General features: G+C 69.0%; 3 protein-coding genes and 1 pseudogene. 2 read left to right on the top strand and 2 right to left on the bottom strand.

The genetic code is table 11. The features are described from left to right. A pseudogene (locus tag JWN21_RS10340) lies at positions 1 to 235 on the top strand (RTX toxin); the annotation flags it as partial. 165 nt (positions 236 to 400) lie between these two features. Beyond that, positions 401 to 1,492: a 2OG-Fe(II) oxygenase gene (locus JWN21_RS10335; protein WP_299649409.1), complete on the top strand. Its 1,092-nt coding sequence runs from the start codon at positions 401 to 403 to the stop codon at positions 1,490 to 1,492. Here JWN21_RS10335 and JWN21_RS10330 read toward each other — a convergent pair. Together JWN21_RS10330 and JWN21_RS10325 are read right to left on the bottom strand one after the other, a co-directional pair. Further along, on the bottom strand, positions 1,489 to 3,132 hold the full coding sequence (locus JWN21_RS10330; RefSeq protein ID WP_299649406.1) for a POTRA domain-containing protein: 1,644 nt from the start codon (positions 3,130 to 3,132) through the stop codon (positions 1,489 to 1,491). The genes JWN21_RS10335 and JWN21_RS10330 overlap by 4 nt on opposite strands. Before the next feature lies 1 nt (position 3,133). Beyond that, the gene (locus JWN21_RS10325; RefSeq protein ID WP_299649403.1) at positions 3,134 to 22,459 is read right to left on the bottom strand and encodes a leukotoxin LktA family filamentous adhesin; all 19,326 of its coding nucleotides are present in this window, start codon (positions 22,457 to 22,459) and stop codon (positions 3,134 to 3,136) included. Positions 22,460 to 22,565 lie beyond the last annotated feature (106 nt).

Below are 22,565 nucleotides of genomic sequence, written 5' to 3'. Positions count from 1 at the left end.
CGACCTGAGCCGGATCGATGCGGACATCAACACCGCCGGCGATCAGGCGTTCTCGTTCGTGGGCAGTGCCGCGTTCAGCAACCGCGCGGGCGAACTGCGGTTCGAGAACATCAGCCTGGGCGGTCCGATCTGGCTGGTGCAGGGCGACACCGATGGCAACGGCGTGTCCGACTTCGAGGTCGTGCTGGTGATCAACCCCGCCGACCCGATCACCGCGAGCGACTTCGTGCTGTGACGCTGGCGTCGTGCCGCCGCCGTTGCGGGCGGCGGCCGACACCTGATATGCGCTTGGGGCAAGCACCCGTCTAAGGCGTCCGGACATCCCTACCACCAAGCCGAACTCGTCAGGATCCGCCGCGATCGTCGCCGTCGACCTTGCCCTCGCCGCGAGGGTTGCGCCGTGACGCAGCCACCACGACGGCCCGGCTGGGGCGAGGCTTTGCCTTTGTTCCGGGCGCATTCTCCGGACGGGCACGAGACCGACGGGAACGACGTGGCGGGAGGGCGCGCGGCGCTGGTGCTCTTCGCGGGCCTGGGCAGTCATCCCGCAGTCGCGGCGGCGTTGGCGACGGCGGCAACGCACCGGGCGGTGTTCGACGACGTGCACGCCAGTTTCTACGGCGTGACCATCGACCCGGCCGACGTGTCGGAGCAGCGCCTCTGTGAGCGATTGCCCGGTTGGCGCGTGATGATGGACGCTGATCATGCCTTCAGCCGCCGCTGCGGCGCGATCGACACGGCCGGTGGCTATCGACCCTATTGGCTGCTGCTCGACCGCACCTGGCGCGTGGTCGGGTGGTTCGAGATCGACCAGGGGGAGGCGGCGATCGCGGCGCTGCGGCAACTCGCCACGGGTGCATTCGAAGCGGATTGGGCACCCGTGCTGATGGTGCCACATGTGCTCGAGCCCGAATTCTGTCGCCGGCTGATCGACGAACATGGGGCGCACACCGCCGATCCGGGCGGCGTGATGCGCGAGCAGGACGGCATGACGCGGCTGGTGATCGACCCCGCCGTCAAGCTCCGCCGCGATCACCGGCTGCGCGCGGGACCGCTCGTCGAACAGCTTACCACGCGCCTCGCGGTGCGGCTGGCGCCGATGATCAAACGCGCGTTCCAGTTCGATGTCACCCAGGTCGAACGCCTGTTGATCGGCTGCTACGATGCGGAGGACGGCGGGCACTTTGGCGCACATCGCGACGACAGCACGCGCGGCACCGTGCATCGGCAGTTCGCGGTGACGATCAACCTCAACGCCGGCGACTATGCGGGGGGCGAGCTCTGCTTTCCCGAATTCGGGCAACGCCGGTACACGCCGCCGACCGGCGCGGCGCTCGTCTTTTCCTGCTCGCTGCTACATCGGGTGATGCCCGTCACGCGCGGTCGGCGCTACGCGATGCTGCCGTTCCTGCTCGATTCCAAGGCGTCGGAGCTGCGCGAGGCGAACCGGCGGTTCGTCGATTACACGCCGCTGCCGATCGCCCCACTCTAGAAGCGAAACGTCGTCGAAACAAAGGCGCGCGTCGAGCGCGGCACACCGGTGCTGCGCCCGATATCGGTCGCTACCGTCCCCCGCACGAAGATGTGGGGTGCGAAGCTCAGGTTGAGCCCGGCACCCGCCGCCTGCACGGAAACCTTCTGACCGGGCGCCGCGACCTGCGCATGATCGACAAACACCATCGGCTCGATCTGCAGCCCGTCCCAGGTAAGCCCATAGGCAAGCTCGCCCGACACCGAGAAGCCGCTGTCTCCCGCCGCGACGCCGGGATCGAACGCGCGCGCGGATCGCGTGCCGCCGATCTGATACTGGACGATGCCGGGCAGGTTGCTGGACGTCGCCACCTGCCAGTCGCCGCGCACCCGCGCCTGCACGCGCGGCGCGATCAGCTTGGCCAGTTGCAGCGAGCCGCCGAACAGCACCGGGTTCACTTCGGTAAGGCTAAGTCGTTCGTTGACGTGCGCAAGCGTGGCCTGCGTCTGCACCACGCCGGAAAAGCCCGGACCGGCATAGCTGAGCGTCAGCCCGAGCGAGCCGTTGAGCGCGTTGTTGTCGATCACGCGCGCCCCGCCGATCTCGGTTCGCGAAAGGCTGGTCTGGATCGAGGCGTTGCCGGTCAGGCTGAAACGGTCGCCGATCGACAGCAACGCGGCGGCGTCAGCGCCGAAGGAGTAGGACGAGCCGGTCACGCCGAGCGACGCGAGCGGGCCGTACTTGACCTCGGTGCGGCCATAGGAACCCGACGCGCCGATCCGCAGGCGCGGGCCGATCGGCGCACTGAGCGAGACGGACGAGCTCAGCACCCCCGCCGATTTCACGACGACGAGCGACGCGCGATCCGCGCCGCCGAACAGACGAAATGCACGCAGCACCAGGCCGACTTCCGCCGTACCGGTGGAGGCGAAGCCGTTATTGTCGACGAAGAGATCGCCCGACAATCGCGCCGGCTCCGTCACGGCGAGCGCCACGTCGGTGGTGCCGAACGTCGTTCCCGGCGTCAGTCGCGCGCGCAGCTGGGCGTCGTTGTTGGCGTTGAACAGCCGCAGCTGCTGCTCCAGCGCGCCGGGGGCGGCCAGGGTGCCAGCGGGCAAGGCCGCTGCCCGTTCGGCATAGCGGCGCCCGCGCGGCGAGCCGCCCTCGGCCGTCGTCGCACCGATGCGACCCTCGATCAGCCGGATCTGAACCGTGCCGCCGTCGATCTGTTGCGCCGGCAGCGCGGCGCGCGCGGTGGTGAGGCCGCGTTCGGCATACAGCGCGTTCACCCGATCGACGATGCGTTGCAGGTCCGCGAGCGTCACCTCCGTGCCGATCAACGGTTGCGCGAGCGCCTGTAGCTCGCTTTGGGTCAGGTAGCTCGACGGGTCGAAGCGGACCGCCGTCAACGTGAAACTTGTCGCGGGGGCGGTGCTCTCGGTGACGGCTGCGGGTGGCGGCGCCTCGACCTCGGGCGTGCGCGGAGGCGGCGCCTCCGGATTGATCCGCTGCTGCGATCGCTGCCGCTGCTCCTCGTTTATGCGGTCGGGGTTCACCGTCGGATTGCGTTGCAGCACCTGCGCGGGCGGCGCAACCTGTGCCCCCACCGGCACGGCCGCCACCACCGCCACCCCGGCGGCCGCCCACGCCCTGTTCCTCACCTTAGCGCGCCCGGACGCGTGTGGGCGCCGCCGGTGTGGGGGCTGGCGTCGGAGCTGGCGTAGGCGTGGGGGTCGGTGCCGGCGTCACCGTGCCGCTGGAAGTGCCCGTCACCGTCAGATAGTCGCGCACCTGCTTGCTCAGATAGCTCAGCACTGTCTGCGCCGCGATCACGCCCTTGTTTACCCACAGCGCGTCGAACTGCACCGGCCGCTCGGTCTGGAGGCGCAGTGTCAGGTCGTCGACCGCGCTCCTGCTGAACCCGCGCGCATCGATACGCACTGCCCGGCCGGTCGAGGTGCCGGTGTCGAACTGCGCATTGATGATGTCGCCCCGCAGCGTCGTGAGTGCGCCGGGCGCATCGATGTCCGTGATGAACCCCGCCGCCGTGGTGCTGATCGTCCTGCCCGCCAGCCACATGCCGCCAGCCGCGCTGACCGGGCCGCCGAGCGAGATTCCCCTGGCTGCATTGACCGTGAGCGTGGCGCTCGGCGCGCTGGGCAAAAGGCCGACCACGCGGGTGGTTCCGCCCAAGGCTACCGACCCGGTACTGCTGTTGAACAGCGCGCTGGTCGCCGACACGCCGTTGGTGGAGATGTCGTCACGCGCGGTCACCGTCAACTCGCCGACCACCGCCTGGTTGCGCAGGATCGCCATGCCACCCGACGCGTTCACCGTCGCGGCGGCGCCCGTCAGGGATCCGGTCGACAACGCGCCACCCGCCCGCAGCGAGACGACCTGCCCCGCGGCCTTGTTCGCCAAGACGTCGCCCACGACCGCCGAACCGTTGGCGCTCAGGTTCACGCTGGCCCCGCTGATCGCTGCCAGCGGATCGATCGCGACCGTTCCGGCGGCGATCCGCACCGACGCTCCCGGAGCCAAGGCGGTGATCCCCGCCGCCGACCCGAGCCGTAGCGTGCCGCCCGCGTTCAGCGTCAGTGCCGACGCACGGTCCGGCCCGAACAAGGACGTGCGGCCGTTCAGCGTCAGATCGCCGCCGGCGACCGCGGTCATGCTGCCCGCCAAGGTGGTGGCCGCCTGGAACCGAACCGCGCCGGATGCCTGGACCAGGAAGTCCGATCCGTCGGAGATCAGACCGTTGTTGATCACGAGGTCGCCCGCCCCGATCGTGATCGACCCGCCATTGGCGCGCACCGCCGCCAGCGTCAGCGTATCGCGCGCGGACACCGTCACCGCCCCAAGCGACCGCAGGTTGGTGGTCGGGGTGGTGGAGATCATCTCGGCGGCGCTGAGGTTGAGTACGCTGGAGTCGCGCACGCCATGCGACAGCGCGCCGAACGCGATCGATTGTCCGCTGACGTCGACCGCGCCACCGGCCACGATCGTCCCGTTCAGCGCCACTGCGCCCTGCGAGGTGAGCGTCGCGCCACCAGAAAGGGTAACGCCGCCGACCGCGATGCCGACGGGCGCGTCGATCAGCAGGCTTCCCCCGCCAACGCTTCCGATCGTCACCGCCGAGCCGCCCGCCGCCGCCGTGCCCGACCGCAGCACCGTCGAGCCGACGTTCACGAAGGATATCGTCGGGTCGAGGTTGAGCGCGCCGGTCGCCTCCAGCGTGAGCGCGCCGGTATTGACGAAGGTGGTGCGTGCCGCGCCGGTGATGGTCCGGCCGCGGATGGTCGCCGTATCCTGCGCGGCGATCAACCCCGCCACCGTAAGGTTGCCGCCCGTCAGGCTGAACACCGACCGCTCGTCGGGCCGGATGCTGTCGCGCTGCAGCAACACCGAGCCGCCGATCGTGACGGTGCCGTCGGCAGCGGCGGTCAGGTTCGCGGAGCGGCCGAACAGCCCACCCGCGATGGAGATGTCCTGGCCGACGACCGTGAGATCGGACGCATGCGCCCGACCGGTCACCGTGACATCGGACTGGCAGCCCAGGATCTGACCACCACAGGCGAGCAGCGCGATGGCGCCGAGGCCGGTGGAACCCACGGTGACATCCGTCGCCGCCTTGATCGTGAACGGCGTTTCCGGTCCGCCATTGCCGTACAACGTGCCGTCGACGCGGACGAAGCCCGACTTGGATTCCACCACGCCACCGCCGGCGGTCAGCGAGCCCAGGATGATCGAGCGGGTGTTCTGCAGATAATCGAACCGCCCCTTGATGTTCAGCTCGAGCGCCGAAAGGTCGACGACCTTGGCCGGGTCGTAGTTCGGGTTGGTGAGGTTACCCAGGCCCGTGATGCGCACGTCCGGATCGGGGAAGGCGACGTCGCCATCGGTGGTCAGGATCAGCCGGCCACCGACCAGGATGTCGGAGCGGAAGATGATCGACGACTTGATGGGCGTCGCGGAGTCGCGATCGTTGTTGAGCGTGCCAACCGTGATGTTGCGGCGCGCGCCCAGCATGGAACCCGGAATGTCCTTGCTGCCCATCTGCGACACGCCACGCAGCGCGAAGAAGCCGTCGCCTGCGGGCAACCCCGCCGGCTGTTGCCCCAACACGCCCGGCAGGCTCGTGGCATAGTCGTAACCCGCCACGAACTGCGTGATGATCGGCGCCTGGATGTCGAACTGGGCCGGCAGCCCGGCGCTGGTGACGCCGGCCGCGCCGATATCCCCCGCTGCGCGGATCGCGAGCCGGTTGGCGACGATGCGCGTGTTGCGATCCTCGCTCTCGATTTCCGACGGCATGCCGATCACGAACAGCGAGCCATAACGGTTGTCGAGCTGTAGCCGGTCGCCCGCGAACACGTCGCCGATCTGCAGGTCGTTGCCGAAGTTGAACGCGCCGATCGTGCTGGGCAGCGACACTGCCTGACGGCGCTCCACGGACGCATTGCCGGCGGCCCGCATGACCTCGATCGCGCGCGCATCGACCAGCAGCGATCCGCCGATGACGGAGCCGATCGAGCCGTTGGATGCCTCCAGACGCACCAGTCCGCCCATCACCACGCCGCTGCCATCGGCATTGGACAGCAGTTGCGACGCAGCGCCGTTGCTCGCGGTGACGGCTGCCGCCGCGGTGATGCCCTCGGTCCCGGCGACCGCACTGACGATCTCGGGTGCGACCAGGCGGATGCGGCTGTCGCACAGCCACGGAGCCGCTGCGCCGGTGTTGCAGCCGGCGACCTTGAGCGTGCTGGGCACCGTCGGCTTTTGCGAGATGATCGAGCCGACGATCAGCCGGTTGTCGTTGGAGATGAAGATGTCGCCCTGCACGGCGCTGCCGACCCCGGTGGCGGTCGAGTTCAGGTTGGTGAAGTTGACCGCGGCGACGGCGTTGACCGTGCCTTGCGCGTTGATCTGCAACGGCTGATCGCGTCGCGTTGTCACCTTGATCTGCGTCGCTTCGAGATCCTTGGGCGCGGCGCCCGGGTTCTTGAAGGTGATGGCGGTGGTCAGATCGCCCGGCCCTGCCGAGGCGAGATAGGCCTGCGCCACTTCCTTGGTGACGTCGACCTGGACGCCCGCCGAGTTGGTGATGAAGCGCGGAGCCAGCACGCCCTCGGCGTCGCGCGCGTCGACGAAGCCGCTGGTGCCGTAGGTGAAGGTCAGCTGCTTGTCGAAAGCGCCCACCGAATTGCCCGCGAGCAGATTGACGTTCTGCGCGGTGATGACCGCCTTGCGCGTCTCGAACTGCGAGTCAGCCACCGGTACGAAGGCGGTGGACGGCAGCGACACGGCCAGCATCGTCGCGGTCCAGGTCGCACCGCTGGTGCGATCGGAAAGGTTGATGAGCTTGCCGGTCTCGATCGTCGCGCGGTTGAACGCGACGTTGCCGAACAGCCCGGTCAGTTCGGTGACCGCAGCCGCCTGCTGGTTGTTGGCCCAGACCTGCAAATTGGTGCCGGTGATCGCCGACGACACTGCATCGAGCTTCTGCGCGGCCGACAGCGCCGGCGACAGCGTCGGCAGCGCCCCGGGCAGCAAGTCGAGCAGCGGCGTGCGCAGCGTGTCGAGATACTTCTGCAAGCCGACGCGGATGTCGGCATTCGTCGGCAGCGGCACCGTCTCGCGCAGCCCGCTGGGGTTGACCTGCGCGCGCAGCGTGGTGAGCGCCAGCTCGTACAGCGCGCCGCCTGCCTGGAGGTCGCGATGCGCGGCGAAGGCAGCGTCGGCGATCGTCACCGTCTTGCCATCGCCCGACAGGGTAAGCCCATCCTTCGCGCCGAACGCCTGGATCTGCTCGATCCGGCCGAGCGCGTCGGACGAGGCGCGGCCGCGCTGCGTCTGCAGGTTCTGCGCCTCGACCCAGCTCGTCAGCGCCGCGCCGTTGATGCGCTGCGATACGGCTGTCGTCTTGGCGGTCGCGCTCATCGTCGCGAGATCGTCGATGGTGATCGACAGGAGGCTCTCCACCGGCGCGCGCAGATCGTTGAGGTACAGCTGCAAACCGTTCTGCAGCTGCTCGGCCGTGGCGGTCAGACCGGTGGCGACCGGCTGGCCCTTGGCCGCCAGTGTCGTCACCGCGATCTGGTACAGCTCGCCGCCCGGGGTCAGCGCGAACGCGTTGGCGTTGCCGATGGTCACGGTGCGGCCGTCGGTCGACAGGTTGATGCCGGGACCGAACTTCGCGCGGAACGTGTCGACGGAGTCGTCAAGCCCGTTCAGGTACAGCTGCAGACCTTCCTGCAGCTGCGCGGTCGAGAGCGTCGTGCCCGAAGCGGGCGCGCGGTTCTGCTCGATCAGCGTCGTCAGCGCGAGCTGACGCAGGCTGCCGCCGGCGTTGAGCTGATCGGCTGCCGTGTCCGGCACTTCCACCTTGAAGTCCGCGCCCAGCGCGATCCCGTTGGTCAGCGTCGCGCCGAACGTCGTCACCGGCGCGATCAGCGCGTCGCGATGGAGCTTGAGTCCGGTTTGCAGCTGAGCCTTGGTCAGCGCGGTGCCGGCGGCCGGCGCGGAGCCGGCGGCGACCAGTGCCGCGAAGGCGGAATCGTACAGATCCACGCCGGGAGCAAGCGCGGCCGCTGCGGCATCGGTCAGCGTGATCGCGCCATTGGCGGCGAGCGTCGCCCCGGACAGCGCGGTCAGCCTGGTCCCGAACGCGGTTGCCGGCGCCGCGAGGCCGTCGACGTGGAGCTGTAGCCCCTGTGCCAGCTCTGCGGTGCTGGCCTTGGCGCCCAGCGCGGGTGCCTTGCCGTTCGCCGCGAGCGTCGACACGGCGAGCGTGTACAGTGCGTCGCCGGCCGCGAAGCCCGCCGCGCCGCCGTCGATCACCGACACGATCTTGCCGTCCGCAGATAGTGCGATGCCGGTTTGCGTCTTGCTGCCGAACGCGGCGAGCTCGTCGATGACCTTGATCGTCGCGACGACTGCGCGACCGCGGCTGTCCTCCGCCGTCGCCGCCGCGTTCGTCAGCGAATAGCGCTCGTACGCGGTCTCCGCCTGGTTGCGGAGCTGGAACTCGATCTTGCTGTCGCGCGACACGGGATTGGCCGCCTGGAACGCCTGCAGCTTGGCACGGTCGATCTGCACGGTGGCGATCGCGTCCTTGCTGGTGGGGACGAAGCCGAACATCTCGGTCAGCTTGGCAGCGGCGGCGGTCTGCTCCGCGCCGGTGCCGGTGCTCAGCTTGTCGACGAGCGCATAGCCGGTCTCGCGGTAACGCTGGTCGAGCAGGCCAAGCGACGCCGGATCGATGATGCCGCACGCGCTCGCGCACGCCGGATCGAGCTGCAAGGCGGCGGCGGCGGCGCGGAAGCGCGACAGCTTGGCCTCGTCGATCGTCGCGGTCGGATCGCCGGCGACGATCGAGCCATAGGCCTTGATCGTCACATCGCCCGGTGTGGAGATGTCGCCGATGCGCAGCTCGCGCGTCGCGGCCGTGCTGGTCTGGATCAGGCCATTGATGACGCCATTTTCGGAGCCCTGCTCGACCGACACGTCGCCGGTCGCCGTGATCGAGAGCAGCTGGTCGTTGCGCAGCCCGATCCGCAGCGAAGGCGCGGTCAGGCTGCCGGCCACGTAGTCGCGGCCGACGACCGCGCCGGTGACGTCCAGCGTCACGCCGCCATTGTCGCTGATGATGTTCGACGACACGCCGACATCCCTGCCGATCAGATTGGCGTCGGCGGTGAGCTTCACCGCGCCCGAGCCGCGGATCATGTCGACATAGATGGGGGCCGACTTGTCGCCCACCGTCGCTGCCGAGCTGAGCTTGAGGTTGACGGTGCCGCCGGAGCTGACCGCGCCGATCGACCCGCCCATCAGGCTGGCCTGGAAGGCGTTCTCCAGCAGCGGGTTCGCCGCCGTGCCGATGGTGCCGATCGAGCTGCCCGCGCTGAGCGCGATGTCCTTCGAGACGACCACGCCGTCCTTTTCGGTGACGATGCCGCTGGTGGTCGCGATCGTCGTCTTGCCGCCGCCGAACGTGACCGCGCTGGTCAGCGTGATCTGGCCGCCATTGTTGGACGTGATGTTGATCGCGCCGCCTTCCTTGCCCTGATCGAACAGGATCTGGATCGGGTGCGTCGCCTTTGCCGCGCTGACGATGTTGATGGTCGCAGCACGCGGCAGATCGATGAAGGCGCCGTCGTCGCCATCGTCGCTGTCGTTGTAGTAATATCCAGTGACTTTGGAGAAATTGCCGTCGAGCACCTGGACGAAATCGTCCCGGCGGCCGGTCGAGACATAGGCGCCGCCATTACCGCTCAGGGCCTTGTTGATCCGGCCCGCATCCTTGTCGACGAAGTCCTGGTATTCGTAGCGATAGGGTACGTCGATGTACCTCGGGATGTCGTTCCCGAACTCATCCTGACCGCAGGAGAAGAAGCCATCGCAAGCGGGGTTCAGCTGCCGGTCGACGCCCTCGGCGACCTTGGTCTCACGCGCGGCAATGTTCACGAAGCGGCCGTTGGTGCCGTCCGGCGCGGCGCCGGCGCCCGTCTTGGCCCAGGGACTGACGGTGTAGCCGGTGACCTCGTCGCCGACGCGGCGATAGTTGGCACCGGTGTCGCTGATCGTCCGCTCCAGCGAGATGGAGTCGTTCCACGCATAGTAGAACTGCCCGTCGCCGCTTGGCTGGTACAGGAGCGCGGATCCGCCAACGAGCCCCGCATTGTAGCCGATACCAACGTCATAGACGCGGGGATCGTAATTCTCGGTCGCAGTTCCCGGGACATAAGAGGGTCCCAGGTCGGTGACGGTGAGCTTCACCTGACCGTTGAGCGAATTGGTGTATTCATAGATCGTATGCGACCAGGTGTCGCTGATCTTGATCAGACCATCAGCCGACAAGCCCGCGTTGACGGTGCCGATCTTCAGCTCGTAACCGGTCTGGTTGTCGATGTTGATGTTGCCGTACCCGTTCAACACCTTCAGCATCCCGCCGCCGACCGGGCTGGTATTCAGGATCTTGCCGGTGATGCTGATCGAGCCGCCGCCGCCCGCGACCACGTCGTCGACCTGGATATAGCCCTGCGCCTGTCCATTCACGACACCCGTGCGGACGAACTGCGCGCCCAGATTCTTGCTGTCGGCGCTGAGCAGCGAGCCGTAGCCGGAGACGCCCTGAACAAGGTCGATGGTGGTCGCGGCACCCTGCGCCAGCGCGGTGCCGATGCTCGCGGTGCCGAAGCCTGCCTGCACCGTGTTCTTGATGGTGAGCGTGCGCTCCTTGACCGGACCCGCCTCGATCACGCCCGACACGTCGACGTTGAGCGCGCTGATGATGACCTGCGTCGCCTTGATCGTCGGCAGCGTCGCGTAATCGGGGGTGGTGGTCGTCCGGTTCTTCAGGATCACCGTGTCGTGATATCTGGGGACGACGGTCCAGATCGTGTCGCCGTCGAAGATCGAATCCGAGTTGCCGTTGAAGACGCGGACGCCGCCGACATTATCGGCCGCATGGTTCGGGCTGCCCATGTTGCCGTCGGGGCTGTAGAATTCGCAGCTGACCGTCCGGCAGGAGCCGAACAGCGTCACACCGGCAGGCGAGGTGGAATCGCTGCCATCGCTGCCCTGATGAACCGTGCCCGCATTGCCCTGCGAGTCCGAAATATGGCTGTGGTCGTCGAGGAACAGCGTCCGGAGGATGTCGCCTTCGACGCCGCGGCCATACTGGTTGGCGAATGTCTGATTGATGAACGCCTGCTGATTACCGTTGCCCGACAGCCCCTGGATGCCCAGCCGCACGGTGGCGATGTACGACGCCAGCGCGTCGATCGCGTCCTGCGGCGCCAGGCCGGGGCGATACACGCCGCCGGGATTGGTGTCGTACAGCGCCAGCGTGCCCGGCATTCCATACCAATGCAGCACCGGCAGCCCCTGGCTGAACGTCGTGTCGGGTGTGGACACGGTGAACAGTCCGTTGGGCACATCGGCCGAGAAGTTGGCGACGTTGACCGTGCCGAACTGGACGTAGTTGCCAGCCAGCGTCTTCGCGCGGAACGTGCCCGCGATGTTGGCGATCGCCCCCAGCGCGACGATGTCGGACCGCTTGGTGCCGGTCTGGACGAAGATCAGCGGGTCGGCCTCGCTGGTGTTCGCGCTCTGCACGATCGAACCGGGCAGCGTACGCGCGATGCCCTTGAACTCGATCGCGCCATTGACCTTGAACGGCATGTAGAAATTGCCGAGCACCGTATCGGCGCCCGTGTTGTTGGTGACGTTGATCACGGGCGCGCCCAGCGCCGTGACCCGGCCCGCGCCGGTGATCTTGTCCGCGCCCAGCGTGACGCGCCCACCGGCGGCGAATACCGCGCCGATGCGGTCGGTGTAGATCTGGTACGGGCTAAGCGTGTCCGTGCCGTTCTCGACGTACGTCCCGCTGCGGCTCATCCTGGAGCTGGCGCCCAGCGCGCCACCGATCACCACCGCGGCATGGCCTGCGGGTTCGCCGGTGCCGCTGTCGATCTGGTGCAGCTCCTGCGCCGTCTTGAACAGCGCCGCCTTGGTCTCGTACATCGCCGACAGCTGGGCGATGATGTCCGACTTCACCGCCGCCTTGTTGAGCTCGTTGCGCAATTGCTGCTGGGTCAGGCCCTGCGTGTTGATCGCCGGATTGGCGTGCTCCGCCGGATCGATCGGGATGCCGATGCCGAGCGCGCTCGCCTGGGCCTTCTTGGCCGCGATCTGGTCCTTGATCGACGCATAGGCATTGTAGCTCGACTGCGAGACCTGGAAGCGGCCGAGCCAGTCGGTGTCGCCCGGCGCGTGGTACAGCGCGTCGTTGGTGGTGATCGCATAGCCGGTGCTGCCGCCGCCGATGGCGACGCCGTCGCGGGTCGACGCGCCGGTGGCGGTGTCGATCGTGATCGTGCGGTCGTTGAGGAAGCCCGCGACCAGATTGGCGCCGTTCAGCGCCATCGAGTTCTTCACGTCGCTGCTGGTGCTGCCGGACTTCGTCTCCAGGCTGAACAGCTTGAGATACGGGTTGTGACCCGTGCCCTCGGCGGACGGCGTCGACGCGCCGGTGCGCGCCTCGACGATCACGTCGCGCGCGGAGCGGATCAGCGTCGCGGTGGTCTTGCCCGCGCCATCCGCGATCTCGCCCTGGAAGGCGTGGCGCGCGACCGCCGGGGTAGCGGCGGCCGTGGCGGCGTCGTCGCCGATGATCAGCCGGTTCGCGCCATGGACGTTGGCATAGGCCGACGCCTCTGAGTCGAGCGGCAGGATGGTGTTGTTGAACGTGTCGGTCTGCGCGACGAGGTTGTACACGTCGCCGCCCTGGCCGTTGGCTGCGCTGCCGGCGGTGATCGACACGTCGGCAAGCGATTCGATGATCGTGCCGTTGCCGATCGCGATCTGACCGTCGGCCCAGCTCGAGCTGTCCACCTTGCCGCCGCCGAGCCCGGCGAGGCCGTAGATCTGGACGGCGACCGTATCCTGGAATTTCTGCTGCGTGGAGGTGCCGATGCCGACGCCCATGTCGCCGCGGATGAGCACGTTGCGGCCGACATTGACGCGCGTGGTGCCGCGATAGTCGCCGCTGATCTCCGCGAACGGCAGCTGCATGACACCACCGACATCCAGCGCCGCCGAATGGCTGTGGGCCTGCCTGACGGCCGCGTCGATGAAGGTCGCGGTCGCGTTCTGCGACACGTCGCCGCCATATTGCCGCAGCGTCAGCCCATTGCCCAGGTTGACGGTCGCGGTCTGGTTGATCCGGTTGTTGACCGCCGCCGCCTGGCCGGTGACGACGCCGCCGCCAGCACCCGTGGCCGAGCCGCCATTGCCCTCGGCCAGCACCGCGTCGGCGCGGATCGTGATGTTCGTGCCGGTGATGTAGCTGCCCTTGTCGGGCGTGCCCGCCGCCGGCGCGCGGCCGATGTTGGTGGTCGCGTTGGCACCGACATGGTTGGTGCTGGTCGTGCCCGAGCCACCCGCCAGCGTCGCCAGCGTGGAGTCGGACTCCGCACGGTAATCCGCCGCCGCCGTCGACGTGGCGATCAGCTTGCCCGCCATGAACTTGTTGGTGTCGCCCGCGCCGGGCAGGGTGGGGGTCAGCATCTCGGTCAGCGCCGAGCCGTTCGAGCGCGTGACCGCGTCCGCCGCGATGCCGGCGCCCAGGCCGCCCGCGCCGGCGGTGACCTTGGCGCGGTTCTGATCGAGCACCGACGAGTTGATCGTCGCCGCGTCGTAGAAGCGCTCGAGCACCGGCTGCAGCTCGCCACTGACGCTGACCGTGCCGACCATGTCGAAGTAACGCTGGGAACCGTCGACATTCTCGACCGCCGCGCGCGTCTGACCGCCCGAACTGGCTTCCGCGCGCTGGATGCCGACTGCGAGTACGCCCGCCGCCGTGACGCCGGTCGCCTCGGCATATTGCGCGATGGTGCGCGTCGCCTGGATGTTGAGCGTGCCGATCTGGCGCAGCGCAGCGCCGGTGCTGCCACTCAGGTCCGCGCCGACCGCCGCGTTGGTGGTCAGCGTCGTCTCGGCAATCGCGATCGAGCCGTTCACCGCCGCGAGCAAGCCGCCCGCGCTGCCGATCGCCGTGGCCAGCACGTTGTTGCCGCTCGCCGGCTTCACCGTCTCGGCGGTGACGTTCAGCGTGCCGCGCGTCGAACCGCCTTCGCCGACCAGCGCCGAGACGACGCCATTCGACTTCGCGATGGCGACGCTGGCGCCCGCCGCGACGCTGCCCGACACCGCGATGCCGAACGAGTATGCTTCGACCAGCGGCGTGCTCGACGCCTTGACCGTGATGCCGTTCGTCGCGTTGATCGTGCTGTTCTCGCCAACCAATGCGCGGATCGTCCGCGTGTCGGTCGCCAGCGCCACCGCCGCGTTACCCGCGAACAGGACACCGCCCGACGCCGCATAGGCGGTCGCGTTCGCGCCGCCCATGCCGGTGGCGAGCACCTTCAGGGTCGCCGAGTTCGAGGTGCCTGAGACGCCCGCTTCGACCGTGCCGTTCTTGACCGCCTGGCTGACCACTACGTTGGCGACGCCGCCGCCGGCCGCCGCGCCGACTGCATAGGTGCGCGCGCGCGTCGTATCGTCCGCCTGCACCGTCGCCGTGGTGAAGCCGATGCTGCCGTCCGACTGGGCGGTGGCCTTGCTCTCCAGCTTGACGTCCGCGACCCCGACCGACAGCGCGCCGACACCGACCGTGCCGGCGTAGATCACGTTTTCTGCCGCGTGCGTCGGTGCGTTGATCAGCGTGCGAGCCTTTGCATCCTTGGCCTCGCCGGTCGTCGCCGTCACCGACAGCTCTCCGCCCCACGCCTCGACCGCGCCGAGACGCGCCCTGCTCTCGGCGGCGTTGCGGGTGATCCCGACCGTCGCCGAGCCTGCGGCGATGCCGCCGGTCGCTTGGATGTTGGTCGATTTCGACAGCAGGTTGGCGTCGCTGTCGATCGTCAGCGCGGTCTTCGCGAACACGCCGGACTGACCGGAGCCGGTGTTGCCCGTGACCTGCGCGAGGACACGCGACGAAGACGTGTCATCGGGGGTGGTCGCCGCATTCTCGGTGAACGCCGCGCGCGCGCCGCTGCTGCCGGCGGCCTTGTTGCGGTCAGTCGTACTGGTGGTATTGTCGGTCTGGCCGGCGATGAAGCCCGCATCCTTGCTGCCGCCGGACTGGAGCTGGTCCATGTTGGAATTGCGGCCGCCCGACGAGCCGGTCGAGCCCGCGACCTTGCTGTCGCTGCTGCCCTCGCCCGACGAGGCATAGAGCGCGCCGGTCTCCGACACCTTGCCGATGCCGATATACGCGACGTTGGCGCCGATGCCGACGCCGCCCACGGCGACGCCCAGTTCGGTCGCGTTGATCTGGTTGTAGCCGGTCGCGATCACGTCGACCGTGTTCGCGGCGACGGTCGGGCGCGACAGCGTCGCATCGACCTTGCTCTGGCCCAGGATGGCGATGACGCCCAGGCTCGCGCCGAGGCTGCCCGGACTGGCGCCGATCGCAACCTGACCGATGGCCGGCGCGATCGAGACGGACTCGGTCGCCTTGACCGTGACCGCACCCGTCGCGTTGGTCGCCTTGGCCCCATCGGCGCCGTACGGGTCGCCATAGCGCAGCGCGTCGCCAGTCGCGGTCACTTCGCCACGATGCACCACGCCGACGCCGTTGCCGACCAGCGACACGCCGGCGGATGCCGCCGCCGATGCGCCGGCGATCAGGATGTCGAACACCCCGTCGGCGACGATCGCGACCTTGGGCGCGTTCACCTTCACGGTGCCCAGGCCGTCACTGGCGGTCAGCCCCTGATAGAGCGCGCGCGTCTTGTTCTCGTTGGTCGCGACCACGACGGCGCCTGCCGCCGCGCCGCTGCCACTTCCCGCGAGCGTGACGAACGTCGCCAGCGCCTTGGCGGACGAGGTCGCGTTGACCGCCACCCCGTCCTCGCCCGTCGCGCTCAGCGCGGTCACGTTCCTGATCGTCGCGTCGGTCACCGACTGGAAGCGCGGGCTCACACCCGCCACCGCAGCCGCGATCGAACTCGATACCGCACCCGCCGCCGCCAGCGTGGTCGACGACTGGTTGCCGATCGCCTTGACGCTGACGCCGCCGGTGGAGGTGATCGCGCCGCCATCGATGGTGGCGGTGGTCGTGCCGGAATAGCCGTCGCTGATGATCGGCGCCGCCGCGGCGACACCGCCGCCCGTACCCGCCAGCGCGCCGGCAAAGGTCAGGCCGACCTGCTGGCTCGACGCGCGGACGTCGACCGCGACGCCCGCCTGGCTGCCCGAACCCGAGCCGACAGTGACCGTCGTGCCGGTGATCGCGGCGTTGGTGGCGCTGGTGACGTTGTCGACCACGCCCGTGACCGCGATCGCGACGCCCGAGCCGGCGATGCCGCCGGTCACCGCGAGCGTGCGCACCGCCGCCGTCGACGACGCGTTGACCGCGACGCCCTTGAAGCTGCCGGTCTCGCTCTTGACCATGGCGTCGAGCGCGAGGTTCTTGAACCCATCGAGCGCATCGAACTGGGGCAGGGGGGTGGTGAGCCCGCCGGTCCGCAGACCCGTCAGCGTGCGCGCCGCATCGTCGGCGCTGCCGGTCCATGCGTTGATCGTGCCCGCGCCCTTGACCTGCGCATCCGTGCTGCCGCCCAGATCGTTGACGATCACGGATGCGCCGATCGCGCCACCCTGCGAAGAGATGGCGAGCGCGCCCGCCAGCACGTCGATCGTCGCGTCACGCTGCGCGCGCACCCCGACCGATCCGGTCGCGGTGACGCTGCCGCCGCTCGCGACGTCGACCAGCGAATTGGTGTCGCTGTCGATCAGATTGACCGCGATGGAACCCGCGCCGCCGAACTTGCCGCCGCCGCCCGCGCCCAGACCGAAAGCCTTGATGCTCGCCGTCGAGAAGGATTCGACCAGCAGCGTGCGGACGCCGATCGTCTCGCCGGCGCCGACCTTCAGACTCGCCGCGACGTTCGCGTCGATGCGGTTGATCGATACGCCCGCGGCGACACCGGGCTTGGACGAGCTGATCCCCGCGACCAGCGCGGTGGAGGTGATCTTCGACGCATCCGAGGCATGGATCGAGAGATTGCCGGTCGAAGGTTGCAGATAGGTCAGCCGCGACGCGGTCGCCTCGATCGTCGGCTTCAGCGTGTTGACGGTTGCCGCCCCCGCAACGGACACACCCTGGCCGGCAGCGATCGCGATCGCATTGCCGACGATCTCGCCCCTGGATACCGCGCTCAGCTCGGCATTGGCGTTGCCCTTCAGGCTGACGCCGTCGATCTTCGCGTAGAGGCCCGAGGCGGATTCCGCGCCCGCCAGTCCGGCCGTGCCGACGGTGCTGTCACGCGTGATGTCGTTGACGCCGACCGCCATGCCCGCGGCGGCCTTCTTGCCGACGCCCACCGCGCCGGCGAGCGAGAAGATGCCGCCATCGGCTTCCGAACCGACCTGCAGGTTGGGCGTGGTGCCGGCCGGACCGGTGATGTCGATGACCAGGTTCTTGGTCGCGCCGCTCGACCGGCCGATCCCGGCGGCCGACGAACCCTCGATCAGGTTGCGCGACACCGAGCCCATCAGCCCCGCGCCGTCCTTGGACGCGCCGACGCCGACGCCCAGCGCGACGATGTCGGAATGGTCCGCCGTACGGACCGACAGCGATCCGGCCGAGATCGTCGTCGCCTGGCCGTCGGCCGAACCGCCGATGATGCTGGCGGAGCGATCATTGTCGATCGAGTTCCACGCGAAGCCGACGCCCAGCGCCTTGCCGCGCGACGCTGACAGCGGCACCGCGACCGAGAATATCTGCGTGCCGCCGGCGAGGTCGCTCGCCTGTAACGGGTCGTCGCCGGCAAAATCGGTCGCGCCGAACTTGAACTTGTCGAAGAAGCCGGAACCGGCAGTGGTATTCGAGCGGCCCACGCTGGCAAGCGAGTCCCGGGTGCCTGCGGAGCCGTCCCAATCGCCGGCGAACACGTTGACCGCGCCGCCCACCGTGATCGCGCCGCCACCGCTCGCGCCGGTATCGATCAGTGCGGTAGCGTCCAGCGACACGAGATTGATCGACAGCCCGACCGTCAGCGCGACCTTCTTGTCGTCGCCCGCCACGTTGACCGCGCCCGCCGCCGCGATGCCCGCAACACGCGCCGCCGTCAGCGCGCGCACGCTCAGGTCGGCAAAGCCGCTGACCGGTGTCGACACCAGCCGCGCATTCGCCGCGCCGCCCGAGGGCGAGCTGATGTCGATCACGGTGGCCGCGCCGCCAAAGGCGTTCTGCGCGCCCCAGCTCAGCCCGCCCGCGCCCGCGCCCATCGTCAGGCCGTTATAGGCCAGGATCTTGACCGCGCCGCCGGCCGCGTCGCCGCCGGTGACGCTGCCGCCGGTCACCGTCGCCGCCGCGCCGTCACGGGCGCGCAGGTGTGAAACGGAAGCCGCGAACGTCGCGCCCTTGTCACTCTTGGTCGTATCCGCCGACAGCGCCAGCCCCGCGCCGATGCGGCTGCCGTTCGCGGCCGCCTCGACGTTCACGTTGCCGAAGCCGCCGACCGTCGTGTCGGCCAGTGCCGCCGCCGTCTCGTTGCTCGACCAGGACAGGCCGTAGGCACCGGAGATCAGCGTGTTGCCGTCCTTCAGCTTCGCCGAGCCGGTCGTGATCGCGGCAGCGCCGGTGACGGACAGCATATCCACCGCCTCGACGGCGCGTGCTACGAACGCCGCGTCGCCGGCGACGGCGGTCGCTGCCTTGCTGAACACTGCGCCCGTGGTCTCTACCCGGGTCGTCAGGGTAGACAAGTTGACCGACGCCGACCCGGCAAGGCCGAAGCCCTTCGACGGCGTCTTGCCCTTGTCCTCTTCCTGGCCGGCCGCAGCCTGCGCGCCCTCGACCTTGTCGGTCGCCTCGTCGCGCAGCTCCTCGAAATCCTCGGCCGCTTCCGTCAACGGTTCGGCGATGTCGTCGCCCGCCAGATCGAGGATCGCCTTTGCCTTGGCCGAAATGCCGTGGCTTTCCGCCGGCTGCTCCGTCTCGGCCTCGTCGTCCTCGGGCGCCTGTGGCGCCTTGGTCGCGGGCGTGGTGTTGGTGACGACGCCAGCGACCGACAGCGCGTTGATGCTGCCCTTGTCGGTGGCGGTGAGCGTCACGTCCTCGGCGGTGATGCCGCGATTGGCGGCTCCCGCGGCGGTGCTCGCGCCTGCGCCGTCAAAGGCGCTCGCATCCCCGACGATCGCCTTGGTGTCGAACTCGACCAGGTTGAGCGCGCCCGCGACGCCGACGCCGCCGACGGATTCCGAGTCGCCCGACCCGTCGGCCTTGACGACCGCGATCGATCCACCGACCGCCCAGATCTCCAGCTCGGTCAGCGCGTCCAGCTTCAGCTTGCCCAGACCCAGGTCGAGGCGCGCGTCCTTGGAGATGACGGCCAGCGTCTCGCCACCGATCTGGTTGGTGCCAAAGGTGCCGGAACCCGTCTTGGTGTTGCTCTTGCCCGACTGCGGCGCGAGCGTGAAGCTGTTGACGACCGACTTGGCGGTGACGTCGGCGTTGACCGCGCCCGTGCCCGTCTTGGCCGTGATCACCACGCCCTTGCCGATGCCGGCCACCGTGGTGGGGTTGATCTCCGAATAGGCGACGGTGATGCCCGCCGCGGCGCTGCCGCCGGCGGTTCCGAAGCCGGTGTTGCCGCTACCGTTCCTGACCGGCAGCGCGCCCGACAGGTTCATCTGGACGATGTGGCTGTCCGCCTTGACCGCCAGCGGCCCGGACAATGTCACGACGGCGAGCGGATTGATCCAGGCGCGCGTGTCCGCATCGATGCGGTTGTAGCTGACCGAGCCGGAGATCGCCGCGTTCTTGGCGCTGTCGGTGTTGGCCGAGGCACCGGCCGAGCTGGCGAAGAAGCCCTTGGCAAGGCCCAGGTCCGTCGACGCCTTGTCCTTCAGGTCCTTGAAGAAGCCGGTGACATCGTTGGGCGTGGAGACATCCGTGTCCGGCAGATCGATATCGTACTCGCCGCCGCGCGGCCGGTCGGTGGTGGCGTTGACCGCCAGTCCGCCGGACTCGATCACGCCGCCGACGGTCGCATGACTGAGGTAGTTGACGTCCGCCCAGGATGCCGCGCCGGCGATGCTGGTCGCCTCGCCGTCCTTCTTGCGCTCGGCCGCGACCGATGCCTTGGCGGTGTTGCGGACGGTGATGTCCTTCACCAGGCTGGACACGGTCACCGCGCCGGTGCTCTTGATCGTGCCCGTGACGGTGGCGCTCGCGCGCTGGTCGTCGAGCAGCACCGTCACCGCAGCACCCAGGCGCGTGGTATCGCCGCCGTCCTTATCGGCCGCGGCGGGCTCCTCGCCGTCCTTCTTGCCCTTGAGCAGCTGAAAGGCCGCGTTCGCGAACTTGCCCGCGCCCGCGCCGAGCACGTTCTTGATCAGGCTGCCCGTGTCGTCCGCGAAGCCGATCACGTTCCTGGCGTCGGTGATGTCGCCGCTGCCCGTACCCGCCGCAGCGGAGTTGGCGATCTGCGTGGTGATCGTCTTGGCGTCGATCGTCACCGAGCCCGGCTTGGTGATCGTGCCGATCTGCCCGGCCATCGTCAGCGTCGCGCCGAGGCTGAGGTCGGATACCGCCGCCGTGCCGCCGCCGACGCTTTCGTCCTTGGCGGTGACGTTGGCGGTGTTGGTGAACGAGCCCGTCGCACCCTGATCGTTGATCGCGCGCAGGTTGACGGTCGAGCCGTCGAGCAGCGCGCTCGCGCCGATCGCCACGGTCGCGTCGACATCGGCCTCGGTATAGGCGACCGCGCCCGCCTTGGCTTCGGCCTGGCTGATCGCCTGGACCTGCAGCTTGCTGGTCGCCTTGTTGGTGGCGGCGACGTTCAGCGTCCCGCCGGCGTCGAGCGTGCCGTCGACGGTGACATTGGCCTTGGCGGTAAGCTGCGCCACGCCGACCGCGATCGCGACGCTGACGGTCTTCTCGCCCTTCATCGCCGCCTTGGCGGAGCCTTCCGCATGCGACACGCTGTTGGCGCCGAGCGTCAGGTCGTTGCGCGCCTTGATCGTCGAACCCTGCGCGACCGTGACCGCCGAGCTCGCGTCGCTGTTGGTGTAGAACACGTCCAGCGCGCTGCCGGTGGTGGCGGAGATGAGCCTGCCGACACCCTTCGCGGCGAGCGCGCCCAGCGCGCTGCCCACGGTCAGCGTGTTCGGCTTGGTGGTAGCACTCGACTCCGATGTCACGACGACGTTCGCGCCGCTCAGCGCGCCGCTCAGCTCGACGCTGGTCTTGGCGGTGCTCAGCGCGACGTAATCGGCCACCAACCGGGCGGTCGCCGCCCCCAGGGTCGAGCCGAGATACGCTTCGAGCATCGCGTTATCGAGTTCCACCACCTTCTTGGCGGCGATGTTGATGTTGGCGGCGCGACCGGCGGTCGTCCCGTCCCACGCGGTCAGCGTTCCGCCGAGCTTGATGTCGCCGGCGGACGCGATGTCGATGCCGCCGTTCAGCTGGGTACGGATGGAGCCCATCCCGACCTCGCCCGGACGTGCGTCCAGCGTCGCGGCGCCGGCAAGCGCCGGCCCTTCGACCGTGACGGACTTCTCGCCGACGATGGCGATGCCGCCATTGACCTTCACCAGGTCGGTGCCGCGCTCCATCCCCTCGATGTTGACCAGCGCCGTCTCCGGCTGGCCCGAGATCGCCGCCACGCCCGCAGCACCCGTCTTCAGCCGCGCGCTTGCGCCAAAGGTGACGTCGACGCCCTTGAGGTCGATGCCGCCGGGCGCGTTGATCGCGCCGTTGACGGTGATCGACGAGGCCGCGTCATAATCCAGCAGCCCCTTGGTGTTGAAGGTATCGGTGGAACCGACCAGCGCGTCGGTGTCGAGCAGCCCGGTGGGGTTGGTGAGCGACTTCAGTGCCGAGCTCGGCCCGCGCACGATCAGTCGGCCGGTGTTGATCGAACCCTGCGCGCCGACCAGGAACCCGCCCGAGGTGATGAAGAACAGGTTGCCACCGGTGGCGTTGGACGCCTGCAACTTGCTGACCACCGCGCCATCGATCTGGACGTTGCCTGCCACCACATTGACCAGGTTCTGCGTCGCCGTCGGCAGGATCAGCGTCGCGGTGGTTGCCGCCTGCACGTTGAACTTGGTGAAGCGGTTGAACGCGGTCTTGCTGGCCGCGTTGATGTTCGTGGTCTCGATCGTGACGCCGGCGGGTGAGCCCGCGGGCGCCGCCGTGACCTTGGTATGGGTGCTGCCCGACTCGACCTGTGCATAGGCGCTGGGCGCGCCGAGTGCGATCGCGGCGACGCTCGCGCCGCCCATCAGCTGCTGCACCTTGATGCGGGACATCGTCTGAACACCGGCGACACCGGCACCACCCACGGCGGTGACGACCTGACGAACGGCCACCCGCCCGGCGTGGCGCGCGGCCGCGACGTTCGCGGTGCCCGCCAGCTTGCCAAGGCGCAGCCGCTTCGCCGGCCGTTGTGTCGAACCCGTCATGTCTCTTCCCACCCCAGGGCGTGGACAGTCGGCCCCGTCGGCCGAACATTCACACGCTACGAACCCGACCGGACTGCGATCCGTGCCCCACCGCACGCAGCCCCGC

The sequence above is a fragment of the Sphingomonas bacterium genome (assembly GCF_028292945.1).
Taxonomy (GTDB): domain Bacteria; phylum Pseudomonadota; class Alphaproteobacteria; order Sphingomonadales; family Sphingomonadaceae; genus Sphingomonas.
The sequence above is the reverse complement of the archived record's forward strand: the minus strand, read 5'-3'. Positions and strand labels throughout refer to the sequence as shown.

What these genes read in the sequence shown, in the direction of transcription:
- JWN21_RS10325 (WP_299649403.1), bottom strand. Translation starts at nt 22,459, where the DNA reads ATGACGGGTTCGACACAACGGCCGGCGAAGCGGCTGCGCCTTGGCAAG.